Origin of the sequence: Pseudomonas sp. BIC9C (assembly GCF_034541995.1) — a bacterium.
Taxonomy (GTDB): domain Bacteria; phylum Pseudomonadota; class Gammaproteobacteria; order Pseudomonadales; family Pseudomonadaceae; genus Aquipseudomonas; species Aquipseudomonas fluorescens_CC.
Map to the genome: position 1 here is coordinate 540,053 of NZ_JAWDGM010000004.1, position 23,650 is coordinate 563,702.

The 23,650-nt window shown below is 60.8% G+C and carries 15 protein-coding genes and 2 pseudogenes; 7 read left to right on the plus strand and 10 right to left on the minus strand.

All coding sequences use genetic code 11. The features are described from left to right. Positions 1 to 6: 6 nt before the first annotated feature. Positions 7 to 1,704, minus strand: coding sequence for a glutamine--tRNA ligase/YqeY domain fusion protein (locus tag RS887_RS20375; RefSeq protein ID WP_322616747.1), 1,698 nt, complete (start codon positions 1,702 to 1,704; stop codon positions 7 to 9). A gap of 251 nt (positions 1,705 to 1,955) precedes the next feature. Between RS887_RS20375 and RS887_RS20380 the strand changes: the two genes are divergently transcribed. Further along, entirely contained in the window at positions 1,956 to 2,459 is a 504-nt protein-coding gene (locus RS887_RS20380; RefSeq protein WP_008020681.1) for a peptidylprolyl isomerase, read from the plus strand. After that, complete coding sequence (gene lpxH, locus RS887_RS20385) at positions 2,456 to 3,208, plus strand: UDP-2,3-diacylglucosamine diphosphatase (protein WP_322616748.1); 753 nt, start codon at positions 2,456 to 2,458, stop codon at positions 3,206 to 3,208. Before RS887_RS20380 ends, lpxH begins: the two co-directional genes overlap by 4 nt. A 127-nt stretch (positions 3,209 to 3,335) precedes the next feature. On the opposite strand, the gene RS887_RS20390 is transcribed toward lpxH, so the two are convergent. The 7 genes and pseudogenes from RS887_RS20390 to RS887_RS20420 all read right to left on the minus strand — a co-directional run bounded on the left by RS887_RS20390 (position 3,336) and on the right by RS887_RS20420 (position 14,520). Continuing rightward, positions 3,336 to 4,868 carry a DHA2 family efflux MFS transporter permease subunit gene (locus RS887_RS20390; RefSeq protein WP_322616749.1) on the minus strand — a complete coding sequence of 511 codons (1,533 nt, stop codon included), beginning with the start codon at positions 4,866 to 4,868 and terminating at the stop codon, positions 3,336 to 3,338. A 146-nt stretch (positions 4,869 to 5,014) separates the two neighbouring features. After that, the gene (locus RS887_RS20395) at positions 5,015 to 6,217 is read right to left on the minus strand and encodes an HlyD family efflux transporter periplasmic adaptor subunit (protein WP_322616750.1); all 1,203 of its coding nucleotides are present in this window, start codon (positions 6,215 to 6,217) and stop codon (positions 5,015 to 5,017) included. A gap of 15 nt (positions 6,218 to 6,232) precedes the next feature. Further along, positions 6,233 to 7,701, minus strand: a pseudogene (locus RS887_RS20400) (efflux transporter outer membrane subunit). Then, complete coding sequence (locus RS887_RS20405) at positions 7,698 to 8,171, minus strand: MarR family transcriptional regulator (protein ID WP_322616751.1); 474 nt, start codon at positions 8,169 to 8,171, stop codon at positions 7,698 to 7,700. Before RS887_RS20405 ends, RS887_RS20400 begins: the two are co-directional and overlap by 4 nt. Before the next feature lie 237 nt (positions 8,172 to 8,408). Next, the gene (locus tag RS887_RS20410) at positions 8,409 to 12,080 is read right to left on the minus strand and encodes a translocation/assembly module TamB domain-containing protein (RefSeq protein WP_322616752.1); all 3,672 of its coding nucleotides are present in this window, start codon (positions 12,078 to 12,080) and stop codon (positions 8,409 to 8,411) included. After that, complete coding sequence (locus tag RS887_RS20415; protein WP_322616753.1) at positions 12,077 to 13,804, minus strand: autotransporter assembly complex family protein; 1,728 nt, start codon at positions 13,802 to 13,804, stop codon at positions 12,077 to 12,079. The genes RS887_RS20410 and RS887_RS20415 overlap by 4 nt, the downstream gene beginning before the upstream one ends. A 65-nt stretch (positions 13,805 to 13,869) precedes the next feature. Further along, positions 13,870 to 14,520, minus strand: a complete 651-nt coding sequence (locus RS887_RS20420) for a GNAT family N-acetyltransferase (RefSeq protein WP_322616754.1) — start codon at positions 14,518 to 14,520, stop codon at positions 13,870 to 13,872. 297 nt (positions 14,521 to 14,817) lie between these two features. Between RS887_RS20420 and xthA the strand changes: the two genes are divergently transcribed. Next, positions 14,818 to 15,630: an exodeoxyribonuclease III gene (xthA, locus tag RS887_RS20425; protein WP_322616755.1), complete on the plus strand. Its 813-nt coding sequence runs from the start codon at positions 14,818 to 14,820 to the stop codon at positions 15,628 to 15,630. Positions 15,631 to 15,824: 194 nt separating this feature from the next. After that, positions 15,825 to 17,165: a phosphate ABC transporter substrate-binding/OmpA family protein gene (locus RS887_RS20430; protein ID WP_322616756.1), complete on the plus strand. Its 1,341-nt coding sequence runs from the start codon at positions 15,825 to 15,827 to the stop codon at positions 17,163 to 17,165. A 113-nt stretch (positions 17,166 to 17,278) separates the two neighbouring features. On the opposite strand, the gene RS887_RS20435 is transcribed toward RS887_RS20430, so the two are convergent. Beyond that, complete coding sequence (locus tag RS887_RS20435) at positions 17,279 to 18,508, minus strand: acyl-CoA dehydrogenase (protein ID WP_322616757.1); 1,230 nt, start codon at positions 18,506 to 18,508, stop codon at positions 17,279 to 17,281. Between the two features lie 164 nt (positions 18,509 to 18,672). Between RS887_RS20435 and RS887_RS20440 the strand changes: the two are divergent. From RS887_RS20440 to RS887_RS20450, 3 genes and pseudogenes are all read left to right on the plus strand, one after another. After that, positions 18,673 to 19,600: pseudogene (locus tag RS887_RS20440) on the plus strand (LysR family transcriptional regulator). 186 nt (positions 19,601 to 19,786) lie between these two features. Further along, complete coding sequence (locus RS887_RS20445; RefSeq protein ID WP_007980992.1) at positions 19,787 to 20,188, plus strand: MerR family transcriptional regulator; 402 nt, start codon at positions 19,787 to 19,789, stop codon at positions 20,186 to 20,188. 155 nt (positions 20,189 to 20,343) lie between these two features. Then, complete coding sequence (locus tag RS887_RS20450; protein ID WP_322616758.1) at positions 20,344 to 21,243, plus strand: hydroxymethylglutaryl-CoA lyase; 900 nt, start codon at positions 20,344 to 20,346, stop codon at positions 21,241 to 21,243. A 691-nt stretch (positions 21,244 to 21,934) separates the two neighbouring features. Here RS887_RS20450 and RS887_RS20455 read toward each other — a convergent pair. Beyond that, the gene (locus RS887_RS20455; protein ID WP_322616759.1) at positions 21,935 to 23,632 is read right to left on the minus strand and encodes an AMP-binding protein; all 1,698 of its coding nucleotides are present in this window, start codon (positions 23,630 to 23,632) and stop codon (positions 21,935 to 21,937) included. Between the last annotated feature and the right edge of the window lie 18 nt (positions 23,633 to 23,650).

A 23,650-nucleotide genomic window follows, 5' to 3' on the forward strand; every position in this document is an offset into this window, starting at 1 on the left:
CTTGAATCACTGGCCCCACGAATCACGCAGGGTCACGGTACGGTTGAATACCGGCTGACCTGGTTTCGAGTCCTTGAGATCAGCGACGAAGTAACCTTCGCGCTCGAACTGGAAACGGTCTTCCGGCTGTGCATTGCCCAGCGAGGGTTCAGCACGACAACCGGTGAGTACCTGCAGCGAGTCAGGGTTGATGTTGTCCAGGAAACTGGCGCTGTCTTCGGCCTTCTCCGGGTTCGGAGAACGGAACAGACGATCGTACAGGCGCACTTCGCACTCGACACTGGCCGCGGCCGGAACCCAGTGGATCACGCCTTTGACCTTGCGACCTTCCGGATTCTTGCCCAGGGTGTCCGGATCGTACGAGCAGCGCAGTTCGACGATATTGCCATCGGCGTCCTTGATCGCTTCGTCGGCACGGATCACGTAGCTGCCACGCAGACGCACTTCACCGGCCGGCTCCAGGCGCTTGTAGCCCTTCGGCGGCTCTTCCATGAAGTCGTCACGGTCGATGTAGATTTCACGCGCGAACGGCAACGCGCGCACGCCCATGTCTTCTTTCGGGTGGCACGGCAGCTCGAGGTTCTCGACCTGGCCTTCCGGGTAGTTGGTGATCACGACTTTCAGCGGACGCAGCACGCACATGGCACGCGGGGCGCTGTGGTCGAGGTCGTCACGGATGCTGAATTCGAGCATGCCGAAGTCGACCACGCCATCGGAACGGTTGGTGCCGATCATTTCGCAGAAGTTGCGGATCGATTTCGGCGTGTAGCCACGGCGGCGGAAACCCGACAGCGTGGACATGCGCGGGTCGTCCCAGCCGTTGACGTGGCCCTCGTCCACAAGCTGCTTGAGCTTGCGCTTGCTGGTGATGGTGTAGTTCAGGTTCAGGCGGCTGAACTCGTACTGGCGCGGGTTGGCCGGCACCGGCAGGTTGTCGAGGAACCACTCGTACAGCGGACGGTGGCTTTCGAATTCCAGGGTGCAGATCGAGTGAGTGATGCCTTCGATGGCGTCCGACTGACCGTGGGTGAAGTCATAGTTCGGGTAGATGCACCACTTGTCGCCGGTCTGGTGGTGATGAGCGTGGCGGATGCGATACATGATCGGGTCGCGCAGGTTCATGTTCGGCGAGGCCATGTCGATCTTGGCCCGCAGCACGCGTGCGCCGTCCTTGAACTCGCCGGCCTTCATGCGCGCGAACAGATCCAGGTTCTCTTCCACCGAACGGTCGCGGAACGGGCTGTTCTTGCCCGGTTCGGTCAGGCTGCCACGGTATTCCTTCGCCTGCTCAGGGGTCAGGTCATCGACGTAGGCCTTGCCGGACTTGATCAGCTCTACCGCCCAGTCGTGCAGCTGGTCGAAATACTGCGAGGCGTAGCGCACTTCACCGGACCACTCGAAGCCCAGCCATTTGACGTCGCTTTCGATCGCGTCGATGTATTCCTGGTCTTCCTTGGCCGGGTTGGTGTCGTCGAAACGCAGGTGCGTGACGCCGCCGAACTCCTGGGCGAGACCGAAGTTCACACAGATCGACTTGGCGTGACCGATGTGCAGGTAGCCGTTGGGTTCAGGCGGGAAACGGGTGACGATTTGCGTGTGCTTGCCCGAGTCCAGGTCTGCCTGGATGATCGGCCGCAGGAAGTTGACCGGCACGGCAGGGCCGGTCTTGGCATTCGAGGTAGGGTCGACAGTGGGCTTGCTCATAGGATCCTTGAACGTACAGGTGCATGGCCGTAATGAAGGCCGGACAAAACAAAGCCGCTATCATAGCCGATGCTGTCAAGGCCCTGACAGAGCGCACTCTGTAAACCGTCGCATTTAATGGGCCGTAAATGAAAAAACAGCCTCGAAATTCGTGCCTGTCACGCTAAACTGCGCACCTTGGCCGAGACAGGCTGAACCGGTTGCGGGATGGAATGTCCCAAAACCACGAATTCCTCAAGTGAGTAACGATCATGACCCAAGTCAAACTGACTACCAACTTCGGCGACATCGTCCTCGAACTGAACGCCGAAAAAGCCCCGATCACCGTGGCCAACTTCGTCGAGTACGTTAAAGCCGGTCACTACGAAAACACTGTTTTCCACCGTGTCATCGGTAACTTCATGATCCAGGGCGGCGGTTTCGAGCCAGGCATGAAAGAAAAGAAAGACAAGCGTCCAAGCATCCAGAACGAAGCTGACAACGGTCTTTCCAACGACAAGTACACCATCGCCATGGCCCGCACCATGGAGCCGCATTCGGCTTCCGCACAGTTCTTCATCAACGTGGCGGACAACAGCTTCCTGAACCACAGCGGCAAGAACGTTCAAGGCTGGGGCTACGCGGTATTCGGTAAAGTGACCGCAGGCACCGACGTTGTCGACAAGATCAAAGGCGTGGCCACCACTTCCAAGGCCGGCCATCAGGACGTGCCGGCAGACGACGTGATCATCGAGAAAGCCGAGATCATTGAGTGATACTGCTGATTTCAGACTTGCATCTGGAAGAGGAGCGCCCGGACATCACCCGGGCGTTTCTGGATTTTCTCGCCGGACGCGCCCGCTCGGCGAGTGCGTTGTACATTCTGGGCGACTTCTTCGAGGTGTGGATTGGCGACGACGCCATGACACCCTTCCAGCGTTCCATCTGCCAGGCCCTGCGCGACCTCAGCGACAGCGGCACGGCCATTTTCCTGATGCACGGCAATCGCGACTTCATGCTCGGCAAGGCGTTCTGCAAAGAAGCCGGCTGCACATTGTTGAAGGACCCGAGTGTCGTGCAACTCAACGGCGAGCCGGTGCTGCTGATGCACGGCGACAGCCTCTGCACCCGCGACGTGGGCTATATGAAGCTGCGCCGCTATCTGCGTAACCCCCTCACGCTGTTCATCCTGCGCAATCTGCCGCTGCGCACCCGGCACAAGCTGGCACGCAAGCTGCGCAGTGAAAGCCGAACCCAAGTGCGGATGAAGGCCAATGACATCGTCGATGTCACGCCCGAAGAGATTCCGCGGATCATGCAGCAATTCGGGGTGAAAACCCTGATCCACGGCCACACCCACCGTCCCGCGATTCACAAATTGCAGCTTGGCGAGCAGGCGGCCCGGCGCATTGTGCTGGGGGACTGGGATCGTCAGGGGTGGGCATTGCAGGTCGACGAACAAGGGTTTGCACTGGCGCCGTTTGATTTCACTCCGCCGCCGCAGTTAGCTGCACCTGCTAACTGACGACCAGACACAAATCACCTGTGGGAGCGGGCTTGCTCGCGAAGAGGGAGTGTCAGTCGACATCTGTCTTGACTGATCCACCGCTTTCGCGAGCAAGCCCGCTCCCACATTTGCCTTGCGGTGTTGGTCAGTGCCCGGCAGAGGCCGCAGGCCCCGCCTTCGCCGTAAACGGCGGCTTGGCCAGCCAGACAATCAGGATCAGCCCCAGGAACATCCAGCCCAGCAAGGTGAAGTAATCCACCGTGGACATGATGTACGCCTGGCTGATCACCGTCTGCTCCAGCTGCGTGTAGGCCTTGGCCCCTGCCCCGCCCAGTTGGGTCAGCGCTTCGCGAGTCGCCGGATCGAACGGGGTGATGCTTTCGGTCAGGTAGGCATGGTGTTGATCGGCCCGGCGAATCCAGATCCAGGTGGTCAACGATGCCGCGAAACTGCCGCCCAGGGTCCGCAAAAACGTCGCCAGCCCGGAACCGTCGGCAATCTGGCTCGGTGGCAGGTCCGACAGCAGGATCGTCAAGGTCGGCATGAAGAACAGCGCCACACCGATTCCCATGAACAACTGCACCAGCGCGATGTGCTGGAAGTCCACTTCATTGGTGAAGCCTGCGCGCATGAAACAGCTCAGGCCGATGGCCAGGAACGCCCCGCCCGCCAACACGCGCATATCGAACTTCGGTGCGTATTTACCGACAAACGGCGCCAGCAATACCGGCAGGATCCCCAGTGGTGCCACGGCAAAACCGGCCCAGGTCGCGGTGTAGCCCAATCGCGTTTGTAGCCACTGTGGCAGGATCAGGTTGATCCCGAAGAACCCGGCGTACCCCAGAATCAGCACAATGGTGCCGTAACGGAAATTGCGATGGGCAAACAGGCGCAGGTTGACCACCGGATGCTCGTCGGTCATTTCCCAGATCACGAAGAACGCCAGGGCCACCACCGAAATCACCGAGCCGATAATGATGAAGCTCGATTCGAACCAGTCGGCATCGTTGCCCTTGTCGAGCACTATCTGCAGCGCCCCGACGCCGATGATCAGCGCGATCAAGCCGACGTAATCCATCGGTTGGCGGCTGGTGACCACCGGGCGTTTTTTCATCTGCTGGGTTACCACCCAGGCAGCGAACAGGCCGATCGGCACGTTGATGAAGAAAATCCATGGCCAGCTGTAACTGTCAGTGATCCAGCCGCCGAGAATCGGCCCGGCAATCGGCGCGACCACCGTGACCATCGCCAGCAATGCCAGGGCCAGTCCCCGTTTCGCCGGGGGGTAAACCGCGATCAGCAGGGTCTGGGTCATCGGGTACAGTGGCCCGGCTACAACCCCTTGCAGTACCCGAAAGCCCACCAGCTCGGGCATGGTCGTGGAAATCCCGCACAAAAACGAGGCCAGCACGAACAGCAGCGTCGCCCAGACAAACAGCTTCACCTCGCCAAAACGACGACTGAGCCAACCGGTCAGCGGCAAGGCGATGGCGTTGCTCACCGCAAACGAGGTGATCACCCAGGTGCCCTGCTCCGAACTCACGCCCAGGTTGCCGGAGATCGTCGGCAACGCCACGTTGGCGATGGTGGTGTCGAGCACTTGCATGAAGGTCGCCAGCGACAGGCCGATGGTGCTGAGCAACAGGCTGGGCGGTGTGAAAGACGCGTTATTGCTCATGGCGAATCCTTTGAAACCAGTCGGGCGCAGCTAACCCTGTGGGAGCGGGCTTGCCCGCGAAGAGGTCGGCACATTCAACATGGATGTCGCCTGACGCTCCGCCTTCGCGAGCAAGCCCGCTCCCACAGGGTCGATGTAATGGCATATCAGCGTTGCGCGGTCTTGCTGACCGCGGCGCTGTTGTCGTGGATCAACTGGGTGATCATCGCGTCGGCCTCGGCCAACTGACGGTCATAGACGTTGGTACTGAACGACGCCTTCTGCGGTGGCTGTTGCGCCAGCACCGGCCCGCTCTGGTCGTGCAGGTCCACATCGACCATGGTCGACAGGCCGACCCGCAGCGGATGTTTGGCCAGTTCCTCGGCGTTGACGTGGATCCGCACCGGCACGCGCTGCACGATCTTGATCCAGTTGCCGGTGGCGTTCTGCGCCGGCAGCAGGGCAAACGCGCTGCCGGTTCCGGCGCCGAGGCTGTCGATGGTGCCGCTGTATTTCACGCTGCTGCCGTAGAGGTCAGTCTCGATTTCCACCGGTTGGCCGATGCGCATGTCACGCAGCTGGGTTTCCTTGAAGTTGGCGTCGATCCACAGCTGATCCAGCGGGATAACCGCCATCAGCGCGGTGCCCGGCTGCACCCGTTGCCCCAGTTGTACAGAGCGTTTGGCGACGTAACCGGTGACCGGTGCAATCAGCACGCTGCGCGAGTTGTTCAGATAGGCCTGGCGCAGTTGCGCGGCGGCGGCCATCACGTCCGGGTGCGATGAAACCACGGTGTCATCGACCAGCGCACTGCTGGTCTTGAGCTTTTGCTCGGCGTTGGCCAGGGCGTTTTGCGCCGAGGTCAGGTCGTCGCGGGCGTGGGACAGTTCTTCCTGGGAAATCGCCCCGCCGGCGGCGAGGTTCTTGCGCCGGCTGAAGTTGTCCTGGGCCTTTTGCACTTCGGCTTTCTGCGCGTTGACCTGGGCCTTCATGCCATCTACATCGCTGTACAAGCCGCGCACCTGACGCACGGTGCGCGCAAGATTGGCCTGGGCATTTTGCAGGCCGATTTCGGCGTCGTTCGGGTCGAAGTTCACCAGTACCTGGCCTTCATGGACCAGATCGCCGTCATCGGCGCCGATGCTGACCACGGTGCCGGTGACCAGCGGCGTGATTTCCACCACATTGCCGTTCACATAGGCATCGTCGGTGCTTTCGCTCCAGCGCCCGTAAAACTCGTGGTAAGCCCACACGCCCGCGCCGCTGAGCACGACGGCGGCAGCGAGGACCAACAGCATGAATTTGCGCTTGCCCGAGTTGGGATTGCCCTGGGTGTTTTCCGGAGATTGAGTTGTATCGGCAGTGGCCATGACAAGTACCTTGAATTAGTGGGTCAGCGTGGCGGGCGTGGCGTTGGCCGAGGCAATGGCCTCAGGCTGGTAACCGCCGCCCAGCGCCTGCATCAGTTGGATCGACAGGTCGATCTGCTCGGCATTCAGGTTGGCCAACTGGCGCTGGGCCTGGAGCAATTGCTGCTCGATGCTGAGCACGTCCAGGTAGTTGCCGATGCCGGAACCGTAACGCTGGACCACGGTGTTGTAGGAATCCTGGGCGATGTCGGTGGCGTGCTGCTGGGCAGCGATCTGCCGGCCGATATCACGCAGCTGGTTGATGCTGTCGCTGACATCCCCCAGCGCTTTCACCAGGCTTTTGTTGTACTGCGCCACCGCGAGGTCGTAATCGGCGTCACGCGCATCGAGGTCGGCACGCAAGCGGCCACCGTCGAAGATCGGCACAGAGATCGTCGGTGCAATGTTGAAGAAGCGGCTGGCCGAACCAAACATCGCATCGCCCAACAAGGATTCGGCACCGGCAGCGGCGCTGAGGTTCAGGTTGGGATAGAACCGGGTCTTGCCGGCGTCGATGCTTTTGCTCGCTGCCTCGACCCGCCAGCGCGCGGCCACCAGGTCCGGGCGACGCCCAGCAGTTCGGCCGGCAGCACCGAAGGTAGCGCTACCACACCCGGCTGAAGAATGTTCGGCCGGGCAATTTCATTGCCGCGATCCGGGCCTTTGCCGAGCAGCACCGCGAGAGCGATCTTCGCGCTGTTCAGGCGCTTCTCTGCATCGATCAGGTTGGCTTGGGAAGTGGCTTCCAGGCTTTCGGTCTGCTGGAACTGGTACTGGCTGTCGATCCCCGCTGTCAGGCGCCGCTGGCTAAGGTCGAGCATTTGCCGGGTGCGCTTGAGGTCTTCGCTGGACAGGTCGTAGACGATGTGTGCCTGACCGAGATCGCTGTAGGCACGGGCGACATCGGCCGCCAGCGTCAGTTGCGCGGCCTGCTGGTCGACTTCGGCAGCACGGGCCTGGCCGAGGGCGGCTTCCCAGGCATCGCGCTGGCCGCCCCACAGGTCGAAGTTGTAATTGAAACCGGTGCTGATGTTGCGAATGGTGGCGTACGCGTCACCTTGCCCGAGCGGGTCCTGATCCCGGGCCAGGCGCGAGCGGCTGACACCGGCGCTGGCATCCAGGGTCGGCATCCGTGCGGCGTCGGCGGCGTAAGCGGCGGCGTTGGCCTGATGGGCACGGGCGTCGGCAATCTGCATGTCCGGGCTGTCGCGCAGGGCCTCGCGGATCAGCCCGTCGAGTTGCGGGTCGCCGAGGCTTTTCCACCAGTCGCTTTTCGGCCAGGCGGCCGGTGACAGGGTCACGCCGCCAAGGGATTGCCCGGCCTTGAGGCTCTTCGCGTCGAGGCTGACGCCTTGGGTTTTCAGACCGCTGTAACTGGCGCAACCGGCCAGGCTCATGGCCAACAACACCAGGCTCAGCCCGGCACGCAAGGGTTTACTGCTCATTTGTCACCTACCCGCAGCAGGGTGATCGAATCACCGGCTGCCACCAAAATTTTCTTCAGGATCAGCTCCAGGGTTTTCAACTCTTCCGGAGTGATGGCTCCAGCCAGTTCATTCATGGCTTCGGCACCGATGTGCGGCAACAGCCCGGCGAGCTTCTGCCCTTCTTCCGTGAGCACAAGCTGCACCTGCCGGCGATCCGCTTCGGAGCGTTGGCGAGCGAGACAACCTTTCTGTTCCAGACGATCGAGCATGCGCGTCATCGAACCGCTGTCGAGTGACAGGTGACGGCACAACTCGCCCGGCGAATCGACGCCGTACTGGGCCATGATGATCAACACCTTGAACTGCGCGGCGGTGATGCCGTGGGGTTCCATGCGAGTGTCGAGGATCCGGTCCTTGAGCAGCGCGGCACGTCCGAGCAACAGGCCGAGATGGCAATTGTGGAAATCGTCTGGAGAGAAATGTTTCATCTGACCACCAGTTAGCTGCCTAGGCAGTGAATGTATGTCGAGATGTTACTGCCTAGGCAGCGAATGTCAACGTAATAGTTAGGTTGCTTTGTAAATAGTTGACCGGTGGCGTCGGGATTTGTGCCAGGCACACAGCCGCCATCGCGGGCAAGCCCGCTCCCACAGGTTCAATGCAATCCCTGTGGGAGCGGGCTTGCCCGCGATGGGGCGACTCGGTCTTTTGTACGGAATGCGGGTCTAGAAATCCCGCTTGTAGAAGATGTCCAGCGAACTGGCCACGCCGCCGGCGGCTTCGAGGTAGACCTTCTTGCTCAGCTTGTAGCGCAAGGCAATGGTGTTGGCCGGTTCGAACACACCAACGCCATAGCGCAGGCTGAGCTTCTCGGACAGGTTGCCGCTGGCCACCACACTGGTGGTGGTACCGCTGCCCTGGGTGTCAAGCTGGAAGTCCTGGATCCCCAGGTTCTTCGCCAGATCGCCAGTCACCCCGGCACTGCCCATCAGGCCAAGACCGAGGGCCGCCTGGGCGAGCATGTTGTTGTCTTCGCCGTTGCTGCTCAGCGGACGCCCGAGCACCAGATAAGACAGGGCCTGCTCCTGGCTCATGGCCGGTTCGGAGAAGATCTGTGTGGTCGGCTGCTCGGCGCTGCCACTCAAGCGAATGCCGGCGATGATGTCGTCGGTCTTGCGAATGGCCTCGATGTCCAGGTACGGCTGATCGATGGGACCTGCAAACAGCAAGCGTGCCCGACGCACCGAAAGCCGCTGGCCGTAGGCGCGATAGCGGCCGTCGTTGAGCCACAACTCGCCACGGGTGTCCATGTTGTCGCCGATGTGCACATGCCCCTGCACATTGGCCGTCAGGCCAAACCCGGCAAAGCTCAGCTTGTCCTCGCCGACCAGCACTTCGATGTCCATCTTCATGGCCAGTGGCGGCTTGCCCTGCTCGGTTTGCTGGCCGACGATCACCGTGTCATCGGAGACCTTGACCGTCGACGGCGGCAATTCGCGAATGGTGATCTCACCTTTGGGCACCAGCACTTTGCCGACGATGGCCAGTTCGTCGCCCTTCATCGAGATCTTCAGGTCCGGTGCGACTTCAAGCTTGGCGTAAGGCTCGACGGTCACCGGCAACTGCGCCCCCTTGAGCGCCAGATCCACCACCAGCGCCTGGCCCCAGGCGATGTTGCCGCTCAGGCTACCCTGCCCGGCCTTGCCGCTGTTCCAGCCGCCATTGAGCTGTACGCTTTCACCGGCGATCAGCGCTTGAACGCGCAGGTTTTGCAGCTCCATCGGCAACTCGGGCCCGGCCACCACGCCGTCGCTGAGTTGCAGGCTGCCATTGACCTGCGGCGCCAACAGCCCACCGGAAATCGTGCCACTGCCATTCAGGCGCCCGGCGAGCTTTTCGACCATGGGCACGAACGGCCGCGCCACTGACAGGTCCAGCCCGCTCAAGCGGAACGAGCCGCTGAGCGGTTTGTTCTTCGGCAACGGATTGAGCTGCGCCTGCACCATCAGCTCGCCGAGCTTGCCACCGGCGAAATCGAGTTCGGTGTCGATGCGTTTGGGCGTGAGTTTGCTGGTGAGTTTCAGGGTCTGGTACGGGAAGTCCAGCCACTGGTCCTTTTCCTTGATACGCAACGTGCCGCCGCCGGCGTCGACGCTGATCAGGCCGTTCGGGCCACTGGCCGGCAGGTCCAGTTGCAGGTCGGCATTGAGCCGTCCCTGCCAGGCGAAATCCTTCGGCAACCACTGCGCGAGGCTGTCGATCGGGAATTGCTTGAGGTGATAACGCAGCTTCGGCTCGGGCATCAGGCGCGAGTCTTCACCGCACAGGCTGGCCTGGCCGGATGCCCAGCAATGGGCGCCGAAGTTGATTTTTCCGTCCGCCAGGCGTTCGAGTTTCGCCGGCCCTTGCAGCTTCCAGTCCTGGCCACCGGCCTGGATATCACCACTGGCCAGGCGGCCACGCCAATTGCCTTTGTCCAGCATACCGTCCAGGCCCAGGGCCAGTTTCAGCTTCGGCCCTTCCAAGTCGAGGCTCAGCTTCTGGGTTTTGATGTCGCCCTGGCCGCTGGCGGTCAGCGTTCCCAGCACGGTGTCGCCGGCCCGGATGCCGCTGCCCTTGAGGTCGATTTTTGCCCGTTGCGCACTGTCCAGCGTGGCGTCGAGGTTCAGGCTTTGCAGGCGATTGTCCTGGAAGGCCAGTTGTGAGCCTTGCAGGTCAAGCTTGCCTTGGGGCGCCTTGAGTGTGCCGGCGACATCCACGCGACCATTGAGTTGGCCGCGCAGTTGCGGCCAGAGCTGGGCCAGGTGCGGCAGCTTGAGATCGATCTGCCCGGCGAGTTTCTGTTGCAGGCTGCCTTTGCCGCTGATGCTGTTATCGCCGAGGCGAACTTGCAGGGCGTTGAGGTTCCATTGCTCACCACGGCCATCGGCCTTGGCCTGGATCACCGCCAGTTGACCGCGCAGTTTGCCCTTGAGGTCCAGATCGGCATTGAGGCTGAGCGTTTCGTTCTTCATCTCGCCCTGGCTGCGCAACGGCCCGGCCAGGGTGCCCGGCAGCTCCGCCACCCAGTACGCCGGGTTGATCGCCGACAAATCCAGCGCGGTGTCCCAGGCAATGCCGTCGGCGAATTGCAGGTTCAGGTGCCCTTCGGCCTTGCCCTGCCCGGCCTGGAGTTGAATCTGTTGCAGGTAGATTTTCGTCAGGTCGCCCGCGAACGGGCTGGCCAGGGTGAAAGCGCCGGCCGGACCATCCGCCGCGGCGTCAAAATGACCGAGGTACTTGCCGTCGGTGTAGGACACTTCGCCGTTGAAGCGGCGCAACGTCACCTCCGGCTCGTCGATGAGCGGATAGAGACGGTGCCACGGGAAATCCAGCCAGTCGATCTTCGCCTCGGCGCTCAGGCCTTTGCTCCAATCCAGAAGCCCTGTGAGCTTGAGGCTTTGCTTGTCGTTGGCGGTCAGGTCCAGCGCGGCGATCTGTGCGCCCCTGGCGTCGACCTTGCCTTGCAGTGCCAATGCGACCGGCCCTTGCTCGGCGGGTAAGGTGGCATTGCCGAGCAACGCGTAGCCGTTCTTCAAGTCACCGGCACCCGTGAGCTCAAGCTGTTTGAGTTGCAGGGTGTCCGGCAGATCGGCACTGGGCTTGAAGCCGTCGGCGGTGATCCGCACCTTGGCTGGCAGGTTTTCCACCAGCGGTTGCAGTTCGCCTGTCAGTTGCCCGTTGAGGTAACCGCTACTGTCGGCTTTCAGGTTCAGGGTTTTCAGCAGGTCGCCGTCGATCTTCAATGCCAGCGCCAAAGGCTCAGGCGTCGACAACAGGGTCAGTTTGCCTTCGGCGCTGAGCGGCCAGTTACCGCTCGGTTGCAGCAGGCCGGACAGGTTCAGGCTCAGGTCTTCGCGCTGTAACGATACCGCGTCGATCTGCAAACCGGCTGCCGTCCAGTGCGCCGCCAGCTGCAACCCCTTAAGTTCTTCGCTGCCGTTGAACATCAGGCGGCCGACCTTGATCTCTCCAAGCTCGATGGCCAATGGCAACTTCAGCTCCGGGAGCGTGATCGGGCCGCTGCTCGGCTCTTCTGCACCCGGCGGGAAGGTCAGGCTGACCTGATCGGCCTGCAATTGCTCGATGCACAGGGTCATGCGGGTCAGGCACAACGGCGACCAGGCAAAAATCACCTGGCTCAGTTCTACCCGACTGGTGTCCTGCTGCCACAGCACCCGGTCCGTGCTCCACTGCCCGCCCAGCCGGCCCTGGAAGTTTTCCAGGGTCAAACCCGGGACGAAGCCCAATGCCCAGCGGCTGCCCGTTGCCGTGCCCAACACCGTGGCCAGTGTCAGGACAACCAGCATCAACAGCGCCGCCATCGCCAGCAGCGTTACTTTCAAACCACGCTTCACAGCTCAGGCCCCATGGAAAAGTGCAGTCGAATGCCGCCATCGTCGTCCAGCGCATGCGCCAGGTCGAGGCGGATCGGCCCCACCGGCGATACCCAGCGCACGCCGATACCGACCCCGGTCTTGAGGCTCGGCAGTTCGAGTGAATTGAAGGAGTTGCCCTGATCGACAAAGGTCGCGATCCGCCATTTTTCGGCGATGGAATACTGATATTCCGCGCTGGCGGCCACCATGTAGCGGCCACCGATGCGGTCACCGTCGGAGTTTTCCGGGGAAAGGCTCTGATAGTCGTAACCGCGCACACTCTGGTCACCACCGGCGAAGAAGCGCAGCGACGGCGGTACCGATTTGAAACCGTTGGTGGCACTGCCGCCGACCTGCACCCGCCCGAGGAAGCGATGGTTGTCGAACACCGTAGTCAGGCCTTTGACCAACGCCGTGCCGTAGATCAGGTTGCTGTCGGAACCCAGACCTTCCTTGGCAACTTTACTTTCGAATTGCAGGCGATAACCGTTGTGGGGGTCGATGCGGTTGTCACTTTTGAGGTACGAATAGCTTACACCGGGCATCAGCAAGTTACTGAGCCCCGAGTCGTCACCCAGTTGGTAATCCTCGCGTTGCCACTTCAGCGATACCACCCGCTGCCAGCCGCTGGGCAATTTGCTGTGCCACTCGGGGCCAAGGGTCAGCAGCTTGCTGTGGGTGTCGGTGCCCGCGATATCTTCATTCTGATAGCCGCCGGCAAAACGCAGTTTGTCCGTCAGCGGTGGATCCAGCGGAATGTCGTAGAACAGCCCGACGTTTTGCCGTGGTGCCGAAACTTCGGCCTCCCAACCGTAACTGTGCCCTTGTGCATTGACCCAGTGCCGGGTCCAGTTGGCCTTGGCCCGTGGGCCGACGTCGGTGGAGAAACCCAGGCCCAGGCCCATGGTCCGTGGTTTGCGGGTTTCAAGCTTGACGTTCACCGGGATCGCATCGTCCCGGGACGCCGTGGGTGCCGCGTCTACGCGCACGCCTTCGAAATAGCCGCTCGATTGCAGGTTCTGATTGAGTTCGGCGATCAGTTCCGAGTCATAGGGCGTACCGGCCTTGAATGGCACCATGCGCTGCAGCAACTCGTCATCGAACGGCGTATCACCCTCGAAACTGACCTTACCCAGGGTATAGCGCGGACCACTTTCATAGATCAATTCGATATCGGCGACGCCGGCCCGCGGGTCGACTGACAGTTTTGAACGGGTGAAGTGGCCGCTGAAAAAGCCATACCGCGAAGCCTGATTCTGGATCAGGCGCTTGGCGTCCTCGTAGTGGCCATGATTGAGCACGGCACCGGGCTTGAGCGCGTCGCTTTTGGGGACTCGAAAGGACTTGAGGGAGGCTGCCGGACCGTCGACACGCACCGTGACATTGCGCAGATGCACCGGCTCGCCGGGGTCGACCTTCAACACCAGGCGCGGCGTGTCGCCCCCCTTCACCTCGCTGTCGATGTCTGGCTGGTAGTAACCCAAGGCCTGGGCGGCCTTGCGCGCCTGCTCTTCGGCGCCACGGCTGAAGCGCAGCAACGCCTGTTCATCGCGATCGCCGAGGCTGCCGATATAGCCTTCTATATTGGCTTTCAGCTCATCATTGGACGGTTTGACCCGCACATCCAATTCACTTTGTGCCAGCGCCGCGCAGCTGATCATCAGCATCAGCACAGCGCTGGTATTTCTTCCTGGAAACTTCATAGGCGCGGATGCTATCACGAGCTTGAGAGCGTGATAGAGCCTGGCATGTACGGAAAGTTCGCGGTTCAGGCCATTGCGGTGTGCAACACCTGGGGATTGGGGTGAAAAAACACATGCTCGCGAATCGGTCCTACGGCGACCTCACCGATTTCTTCATACCCCTGACGCTTGTAGAACTCCAGATAACGTGGATTGCCGGTGTCGAGAATTACCCCCTGTGAGTGTTCATCCACCGCGCACCAGTTGTGCACGGCCTGCAGCAACTGCTCGCCGAAGTGTTTGCCCTGGAACTGCGGATGTACCCCCAGCAATGGCAGAACGTGCACCGAGTCGTTCGGCACGCAGGCCTCCACGGCAGCGTGATATTCGAGGTAGCGACGAGTGCAGCGAAATCCCGTGCTGAGCACCATGCGCAGGCGCCAGGCCCAACTTTCAGTGACGCCAAGACGACGTTGCGGCGGTGCGATCAGGGCGATGCCAATCAGGCGGTCATTGACCAGCAGGCCGATGGCCGGCAGGTCCTGGAGAAAATGCTGGGTCACCAGTTCGCGTACGGTGGCGCGAACCCGCTGTTCGTAACCGGGACGTTCGGCTTCGAACAAATAGCCGAAGGTCGGCTCGTGTCGATAAGCCTGGTACAGCAGCGAACGCGCTTCGCGGGCGTAGCCGCTGTCGAGCATGTGAATATCGGCGATGACGGTCGAGGTTTCGGGCATGACGGTTGATCTCCCCGGCACAGCTCGGATGGCTGCGCTCTTGTTGTTACGAGCTGATTGGCACCGACACAGTTCCTTACAGATTCGCAATCAGTGTAGGCAATGAAATCGCCTTCGCGAGCAGGCTCGCTACCACAAAGGTACAAACCACATCTATTCCCTGTGGGAGCGAGCCTGCTCGCGAAGGGGCCATCACTGCCCACATAAAGCTGAAGGGCCAAGCCGAATCCCCTCACCCCACACTGGCCCGATTCCCACATGTCAGCTAGCATCGCCCTTTTGCCAGGACTGCCGACCATGAAGATCGTCTCCTTCAACATCAACGGGCTGCGCGCCCGCCCCCATCAGCTGGCGGCGCTGATCGAAAAGCACCAGCCCGATGTGATCGGCCTGCAGGAAACCAAGGTTCACGACGACCAGTTCCCCCTCGATGAAGTCAAGGCGCTGGGCTATCACGTGTATTTCCACGGGCAAAAGGGCCACTACGGCGTCGCCCTGCTCTCGCGCCAGGAGCCGCTGGCCCTGCATAAAGGATTCGCCACCGACGAAGAAGACGCCCAACGGCGTTTCATCTGGGGCACCTTCCCCGACGCCAACGGCGTGCCGGTGACCATCATGAACGGTTATTTCCCGCAGGGCGAAAGCCGCGACCACCCGACCAAATTCCCGGCCAAGGAACGCTTCTACAGCGATTTGCAGCAATTGCTGGAAAGCCAGTTCAAGAATGACCAGCCACTGGTGGTGATGGGCGATGTGAACATTTCCCCGGAAGACTGCGACATCGGCATCGGCCCGGACAACATGAAACGCTGGCTGAAAACCGGCAAATGCAGCTTCCTGCCGGAAGAGCGCGAGTGGATGGCCCGCCTGAAAAACTGGGGCCTGGTCGACAGTTTCCGTCACTTGAACCCGGACGTGACCGACACCTTCAGCTGGTTCGACTACCGCAGCCGTGGCTTCGAAGACGAGCCCAAGCGTGGCCTGCGTATCGACCTGATCCTCGCCTCCCACGGCTTGCTGCCGCGGGTGAAGGCCGCCGGGGTGGACTACGAATTGCGCGGCATGGAAAAACCATCGGACCATGCGCCGATCTGGCTTGAGTTGAGTTGAGCTGACGTCTGACAGACACATCAATACCTTGTGGGGCGGGGCTTGCTCGCGAAGGCGGTCTTACATTCAACATCGACATTGAATGTTATGACCCCTTCGCGAGCAAGCCCGCTCCCACATTTGCAAAGTGTCATTTTTCGGAAACCTTACTGACTTAATCTCCCGGCACCTCCTTTGGCTATAAAGGTGCCGGCATGATGCTGCGCGTGTTGTTCCTGTTGATGCTGTGCATGGGCTTGCCGCAAGCCGTCTCGGCCGGCGACTTGCCGACACCCGAACAGGGCCCGGTGCTGCGCATTCAGGGTTCCAACACCATCGGCGCAGCATTGGGGCCGGCGCTGGTCGAGGGGTTGTTGAGCGCACAGGGCCTGCGCAAAATTCACCGCGAAACCCCGGACACCGCCAACGAACTGCGCATTGTCGGTGAAACCGTCCAGGGCCGTCGGATCGTGGTGGAAGTGGCAGCCCATGGTTCCAGCACCGGTTTCACCGCGTTAAAAGCAGCCAGTGCCGATCTGGCCGCCTCGTCGCGCCCGATCAAGGACAGCGAACTGGCCAGCCTGCAATCGCTCGGTGACCTGAAAAGCCCGAGCGCCGAACAGGTCATCGCCATCGACGGCCTGGCGATCATCCTTCACCCGGACAATCCGCTGAACCAGCTCGACACCGTGCAACTGGCGCGCATTTTCAGTGGAGAGGTGAAGACCTGGGAAGACATCGGCGGTCGTGGCGGGCCGATTCATCTGTATGCGCGGGATGATCAGTCCGGGACCTACGACACCTTCAAGGAACTGGTCCTCAGTGGTCGTGGCAAAACCCTCGGCAGCGCGGCGAAGCGCTTCGAGTCCAGCGAACAACTGTCCGATGCGGTCAGCGCAGATCCACAAGGCATCGGTTTCATCGGTTTACCCTACGTGCGCCAGGCCAAGGCTGTGGCCATTGTCGACGGTCAATCGCAAGCCATGCTGCCGCTCAACAGCCTGATTGCCACGGAAGACTATCCGCTGTCCCGTCGATTGTTCTTTTACCTGCCGCCCAGCGGGAAAAATCCCTGGGCCAATGCCCTGGTGGCCTTTGCCCAAAGCACCAAAGGTCAAGCCATAGTGGCCGCCAACGGCTTTATTGCACAGACCGTGCAAGCCATGGCCGTTACCCCCAATGCGTTGATGCCCGAGGGTTATCAGGCGCTGAGTCGACATGCTCAACGGCTGTCGGTGAACTTCCGTTTCGAGGAAGGCAGCGCCACCCTGGACAACAAGGCCCGACAGGATCTGTGGCGGGTGCTCGACTATATAAAGCAGCACGGCAAGACCGATGGGCAGGTCACGCTGGTGGGGTTTGGCGATGCCAAGAGCGACCCGGCGCGCGCCGACCTGTTGTCGAAACTGCGGGCCATGGCGGTACGGCGGGAGTTGGTGAAGAGCGGTGTGGTGTTTCGCGAGATTCGTGGATTCGGTGCCGAAATGCCGGTGGCGGCCAATAGCGCCGATGAGGGAAGGATCAGGAATCGGCGGGTTGAGGTTTGGGTTTATTGAATCTGCTGTTGATGTGCTGGATCGACTGACGCCATCGCGGGCAAGCCCGCTCCCACAGGTTCGGTGCAGTCTTTGTGGGAGCGGGCTTGCCCGCGAATGGCAACGCCGCGGTCTTAGTGCCCGCTACGCATCATTTCCTTCGGCACATACTTGCCTATCTCGAACTTGCCAATCGCCGCACGGTGCACTTCGTCCGGGCCGTCGGCCAGGCGCAGGGTGCGCTGCATCGCATACATGTAGGCCAGCGGGAAATCGTTGGAAACCCCTGCCCCGCCATGGATCTGGATCGCCCGGTCGATCACGCGCAACGCAACGTTTGGCGCGACGACCTTGATCTGCGCGATCTCGCTGCGGGCCACTTTGTTGCCAACCGTGTCCATCATGTACGCCGCCTTCAGTGTCAGCAGGCGTGCCATGTCGATCTCCATCCGCGAGTCGGCGATCTTGTCGACGTTACCACCCAGCCGCGCCAGGGGTTTGCCGAATGCCGTACGGCTCACCGAGCGTTTGCACATCAGTTCCAGTGCTCGCTCGGCCATGCCGATCGAACGCATGCAGTGGTGAATCCGGCCCGGACCCAGGCGACCTTGCGCAATTTCGAAGCCACGGCCTTCGCCCAGCAGGACGTTTTCGTACGGCACCCGAACATTTTCAAACAGCACTTCGGCGTGACCATGTGGAGCGTCGTCGTAGCCGAACACCGGCAGCGGACGCAGGATTTTTACCCCGGGGGTGTCCACCGGCACCAGAATCATCGAGTGCTGGGCGTGACGTGGCCCGTCCGGATTGCTCAGTCCCATGAAAATCAGGATCTTGCAGCGCGGGTCGCAAGCACCCGACGTCCACCATTTCTTGCCGCTGATCACCCACTCATCACCATCACGCACCGCGCGGGCGGCCATGTTGGTGGCGTCGGACGACGCGACGTCTGGTTCGGTCATGGCAAACGCCGAGCGGATCTCGCCGCGCAGCAATGGCTCGAGCCAGCGTTGTTTCTGTTCTTCATTGGCGTAGCGCACCAACACTTCCATGTTGCCGGTGTCCGGTGCCGAGCAGTTGAACGGCTCTGGCCCCAGCAGCGAGCGGCCCATGATTTCCGCCAGCGGCGCGTATTCAAGGTTGGTCAGCCCGGCACCCAGTTCAGACTCAGGCAGAAACAAATTCCACAGGCCTTCGGCCTTGGCCTTGGCCTTGAGCTCTTCCATGATCGCGGTCGGCTGCCAGCGATCGCCTTCGGCGACCTGGCGTTCGAACACGGCTTCAGCGGGATAAACGTAGGTGTCCATGAACGCAGTCACGCGCTCGCGCAGTTCCTGAACCTTGGGCGAATAAGCGAAATCCATGAGCAAGATACCTTCTGGGGGGAGGTTGTTTAGGTCCTGTATCGATGCTAGAACAGCGTTGATAATTTACCTAGCCTATTCTCGGCGTGTATAAACATTCATCACCGATATATGATCGACTGATCGTCACGGTCAGTCCGCCCACATAACAAGAGAGCCGCGTAATGAATCTGAGCAAGGTCGATCTCAACCTTTTCATCGTCTTCGACGCGATCTACACCGAAGCCAACCTGACCCGCGCCGGGCAGATTGTCGGCATCACCCAACCGGCGGTGTCGAACGCACTGGCGCGTCTGCGCGAGACCTTCAACGACCCGCTGTTCGTGCGCACCGCCCAGGGCATGGTGCCGACGCCCATGGCCCAGAACATCATCGGCCCGGTGCGCAACGCACTCTCGCTGCTGCGCGTGTCGGTGCAGGAAAGCCGCATATTCAACCCGCAGCAGGCGGTCAAGACCTACCGCATCAGCATGACCGACCTCACCGAAGCGGTGATCCTGCCGCCGCTGTTCCAGCGCCTGCGCCGCCTGGCACCAACGGTGATCATCGAAAGCTTCCTGTCCAAACGCCGCGAAACCACCAAGGAACTGGCGGCCGGGCGCCTCGACTTCGCGGTCGACGCGCCGCTCAACACCGACCCGCAGGTACGTCACGTCAAGTTGATGGAGGACCGCTACGTGTGTGCCATGCGCAAGGGGCATCCGCTGGCGGGCAAAGAGAAAACTCGCTGGATGATTACCTGGGCCTGACCCACATCCATATTTCCAGCCGCCGCAGCGGCTCGGCTATGTCGACCTGGCGCTGGGCAAGATGGGCATCCAGCGCAAGATCGCCCTGCGCTCCCAGCATTACCTGATGGCCTCGCAAGTGTTGCAGCAGACGGACATGGTCATGACCGTGCCGGAACGCTTCGCCCGCCGTAACGACCTGCACGCCTTTTATCTGCCGGTCAACGATGTGCCGCCGGTGGAAACCCACCTTTACTGGCACGAAAGCACTGACCAGGACCCGGCGAACCGCTGGATGCGCGAGCAGATGATCGAACTGTGCCAGCAAGTGACAGCGCAGGAGAAAAAGCTCGAGAAAGCGTAGAGCTTGATACCGAGGTGCCCTTATCGCGAGCAGGCTCGCTCCCACAGGGATTGTGTTCACTGGATATCTACTGTGGGAGCGAGCCTGCTCGCGATTAGGCCAGCAAGAACAGCGAAAACCACTGCCCCTTGACGTAAACGTCAACCTGCCATTAGCTTAGCGCCATGACCTTTTGCGAGCGCGCCCATGAGCAGCCAGACCTACAGCATTTCCGATCTCGCCCGCGAGCTCGATATCACCACCCGCGCCATTCGCTTTTATGAAGAGCAAGGCCTGCTCAGCCCCGAACGTCGTGGCCAGGAACGCATCTACTCGCCTCGCGACAAGGTCAGCCTGAAGCTGATCCTGCGGGGCAAACGCATCGGTTTCTCGCTGGCTGAATGCCGCGAGCTGATCGAGCTCTACGACCCGTCCAGCGGTAACACCAAGCAACTGCACAGCATGCTGGCGAAAATCAGCGAGCGCCGTGAGCAGCTTGAGCAGCAGTTGCTGGACATCGAGCAGATGAAACTGGAGCTGGATACTGCCGAAGAGCGCTGCGTGCAGGCGCTGGAGCAGACGCTCAAAAGCCAGGAATCGATTCAGTAAATCCACACCGCCCCCTGTAGGAGCGAGCTTGCTCGCGATGGCCGTTAACGATAACGCGTGTCTGCTGGATAAACGCGGTGCATGGGAGTCCATCGCGAGCAAGCTCGCTCCTACAGTTTTTTGCACATTCAGACAATCAGCACAGGTCGAAGCCCATGTCCCTCCCTACCCACGTACGCATTGTCGAAGTCGGCCCCCGCGACGGCCTGCAGAACGAAGCCCAGCCCATCAGCGTCGCCGACAAGGTGCAACTGGTCGACGCGCTCACGGCCGCGGGCCTCGGCTATATAGAAGTCGGCAGTTTCGTTTCGCCCAAGTGGGTGCCGCAGATGGCCGGTTCCGCCGAGGTTTTCGCGCAGATACAGCGCAAACCGGGTGTGGTGTATGGCGCGCTCGCTCCCAACCTGCGCGGTTTCGAAGATGCCCTCGCCGCCGGAGTGAAGGAAGTGGCGGTGTTTGCGGCGGCATCCGAAGCTTTTTCCCAACGCAACATCAATTGCTCGATCAGCGAAAGCCTGGAGCGTTTCGGGCCGATCATGGATGCCGCCAGACAACATGGGGTGACCGTGCGCGGGTATGTGTCCTGCGTGCTGGGCTGCCCCTATGAAGGTAACGTCGCACCGGAGCAAGTCGCCTTGGTCGCTCGCGAGCTCTATGCCATGGGCTGCTATGAGGTCTCGCTGGGGGACACCATCGGCACCGGCACCGCTGGCGCAACCCGCAAGATGTTCGAGGTGGTATCAAAGGATGTTCCCCGGGAAAAACTCGCGGGGCACTTCCACGACACCTACGGTCAGGCTGTGGCCAACATCTACGCCAGTCTGCTGGAAGGCATCTCGGTGTTCGACAGCTCCATCGCCGGTCTGGGCGGCTGCCCCTATGCCAAGGGTGCCAGCGGTAACGTCGCGACCGAAGACGTGGTTTACCTGCTCAACGGCCTGGGTATCGACACCGGGATCGATCTCGACGCCTTGATGCTCGCCGGTCAGCAGATTTGCACAGTATTGGGTCGCCCTACCGGTTCCCGCGTGGCCAAGGCCCGCAGCGCACAGTGAGTGCGTTGAGTGTGTCCGGGTGTTACCGCCCGGACACAAACGTGGGCGCAAGCGAGTAACACGGAAACAAAATGTAGGGTTTTGCCTGAGGCGTAAAACCCTACAAAACTACAAAGCATTGATTTTAAAGGCTTTTAAAAAGTTGGCACGGCTCCTGCTATTTCTATCGCACAACAAGAATAAAAAAATTGCGGCAAACCTAATAAAAACAAGACGTAACGACTCTGACATAACAAAAACAACACGGCAGAGACGCAGCTAACAGATTTTTTTGGAGAAGATGTGCTTTTCAGGGTGCTTTTCGGAGTTACCCGCAACCGGACAGAGAACAATAAAACTACCTTCAGGTAGCTCCCGAACTGGTTGGATCGCTTGGCGAAAAAGTAGATCAGCGCTCAAAAAAATACGTTTGCTCTTGATCCCGGATGGGGATCGCCAAAAACAGCGGTAAAGGGCAACGGTTGCCAAAAACAAAAACAGACCGACCCTCAATAATAAAAAAAGAGCACGCGCAACGACAAATTAAAGGGGAGCTTCGGCTCCCCTTTGTGCTGTCTGGCATTTGAGATTTCACCACACCCTGTAGGAGCGAGCTTGCTCGCGAAGGTCACCAACGATAACGCGCACATTCTGAATGAACGCGGCATCCTTGAGTTCTTCGCGAGCAAGCTCGCTCCTACAAGAAGCCTCGTCATGCCTTGTTGTTGCGCAACTCCTCGATACTGATCTCGCGCATCCGGAATTTCTGGATCTTGCCGGTCACGGTCATTGGAAACTCATCGACGAACTTGAAGTAGCGCGGCGTCTTGAAGTGCGCGATGCGCTCCTTGCACCAGGCTTGCAGCTCTTGCTCGGTGGCGCTGTGGCCAGGGTGGAACTTGATCCAGGCGACGATCTCTTCGCCGTAGCGCGAGCAAGGAATGCCGATCACCTGAACGTCCGCAACAGCCGGATGAGTAAAGAAAAACTCTTCCAGCTCCCGCGGGTAAATATTCTCACCGCCACGGATGATCATGTCCTTGTTACGCCCGGCAATGCACACGTAACCCTCATCGTTCATGCTCGCCAGGTCGCCGGTGTGCATCCAGCCTGCCTGATCGATGGCTTCTACGGTGCCCTGCGGGTTGTTCCAGTAGCCGAGCATCACGCTGTAGCCACGGGTACAGAGCTCACCGATAGTGCCACGGGGTACCAGGTTGCCCGCCTCGTCAATGATCTTGCTTTCCAGCTGCGGTTGGGTGCGACCCACCGTGGTGACGCGCAATTCCAGGTCGTCCGACGGACCGGTCTGCAACGACACAGGGCTGGTTTCCGTCATGCCGTAGGCAATCTGCACTTCACTCATGTGCATTTCGCTGATGACCCGGCGCATCACTTCGATAGGACAGGTCGCGCCCGCCATGATCCCGGTGCGCAGGCTCGACAGGTCGAACCCGGCACGTTGCGGCTGGTCAAGCATGGCGATGAACATGGTTGGCACGCCGTACAGCGCCGTGGCCTTTTCGTCGGCTACGGTGCCGAGGGTCAGCAATGGATCGAACGCGTCGTTCGGATAAATCATCGTGCTGCCATGGGTGATGCAGCCGAGGTTGCCCATGACCATGCCGAAGCAGTGATACAGCGGTACCGGGATCACCAGTCGATCGGCCGCCGTCAGGCCCAGGCTTTCGCCGACCATGTAGCCATTGTTGAGAATGTTGTAGTGACTGAGGGTCGCGCCCTTGGGGAAACCGGTGGTGCCGGAGGTGTACTGTATATTCACCGGCTGATCGAAATGCAGGCTGTCCTGGCGCTCATGCAGTTGCTCGACCGTCACGCCGCCCGCCAGAGCGGCCAGTTGCGACCATGGCAGGAACCCCGATGGTGGCTGCGCATCCAGGCTGATGACGCCACGCAACTCCGGCAACCGCTCGCTGTGTAACTTGCCGATGGATTGCTCGGCCAGTTCCGGCACCAGGCCTTGCAGCATCGCGTGATAGTTCGAGGTCTTGAAGGCCCCGGCACACACCAGCCATTGGCAACCGGATTGCTTCAGTACGTATTCGAGTTCGGAACTGCGATACGCGGGATTGATGTTGACCAGGATCACGCCGATTTTCGCGGTGGCAATCTGGCTGATGCACCACTGAGCGCAGTTCGGTGCCCAAATGCCGAGGCGGTCCCCGGCTTGCAGCCCCAACGCCAGCAGCGCCCTGGCGTGCAGGTCCGCGGCCTCGGCCAATTGCTGCCAGGTGTAACGCAACTGCTGATGGCGCACCACCAGCGCCTCCCCGTCCGGGTACTGCGCAACCGTGTTGTCGAACGCCTGGCCAATGGTCATCGCCAGCAAGGCTTTGTCCTGGGAACCACGGGTGTAACTGCGTTGCGGGCTTGCACTGGGTTGATCCATGACGACCCCTATTGTCTT

What these genes read in the sequence shown, in the direction of transcription:
- RS887_RS20420 (WP_322616754.1), bottom strand. Translation starts at nt 14,520, where the DNA reads ATGCCCGAAACCTCGACCGTCATCGCCGATATTCACATGCTCGACAGC.
- RS887_RS20435 (WP_322616757.1), bottom strand. Translation starts at nt 18,508, where the DNA reads ATGGATTTCGCTTATTCGCCCAAGGTTCAGGAACTGCGCGAGCGCGTG.
- RS887_RS20380 (WP_008020681.1), top strand. Translation starts at nt 1,956, where the DNA reads ATGACCCAAGTCAAACTGACTACCAACTTCGGCGACATCGTCCTCGAA.
- RS887_RS20450 (WP_322616758.1), top strand. Translation starts at nt 20,344, where the DNA reads ATGTCCCTCCCTACCCACGTACGCATTGTCGAAGTCGGCCCCCGCGAC.
- RS887_RS20430 (WP_322616756.1), top strand. Translation starts at nt 15,825, where the DNA reads ATGATGCTGCGCGTGTTGTTCCTGTTGATGCTGTGCATGGGCTTGCCG.
- RS887_RS20455 (WP_322616759.1), bottom strand. Translation starts at nt 23,632, where the DNA reads ATGGATCAACCCAGTGCAAGCCCGCAACGCAGTTACACCCGTGGTTCC.
- RS887_RS20375 (WP_322616747.1), bottom strand. Translation starts at nt 1,704, where the DNA reads ATGAGCAAGCCCACTGTCGACCCTACCTCGAATGCCAAGACCGGCCCT.
- RS887_RS20390 (WP_322616749.1), bottom strand. Translation starts at nt 4,868, where the DNA reads ATGAGCAATAACGCGTCTTTCACACCGCCCAGCCTGTTGCTCAGCACC.
- RS887_RS20395 (WP_322616750.1), bottom strand. Translation starts at nt 6,217, where the DNA reads ATGGCCACTGCCGATACAACTCAATCTCCGGAAAACACCCAGGGCAAT.
- RS887_RS20445 (WP_007980992.1), top strand. Translation starts at nt 19,787, where the DNA reads ATGAGCAGCCAGACCTACAGCATTTCCGATCTCGCCCGCGAGCTCGAT.
- xthA (WP_322616755.1), top strand. Translation starts at nt 14,818, where the DNA reads ATGAAGATCGTCTCCTTCAACATCAACGGGCTGCGCGCCCGCCCCCAT.
- RS887_RS20405 (WP_322616751.1), bottom strand. Translation starts at nt 8,171, where the DNA reads ATGAAACATTTCTCTCCAGACGATTTCCACAATTGCCATCTCGGCCTG.
- RS887_RS20415 (WP_322616753.1), bottom strand. Translation starts at nt 13,804, where the DNA reads ATGAAGTTTCCAGGAAGAAATACCAGCGCTGTGCTGATGCTGATGATC.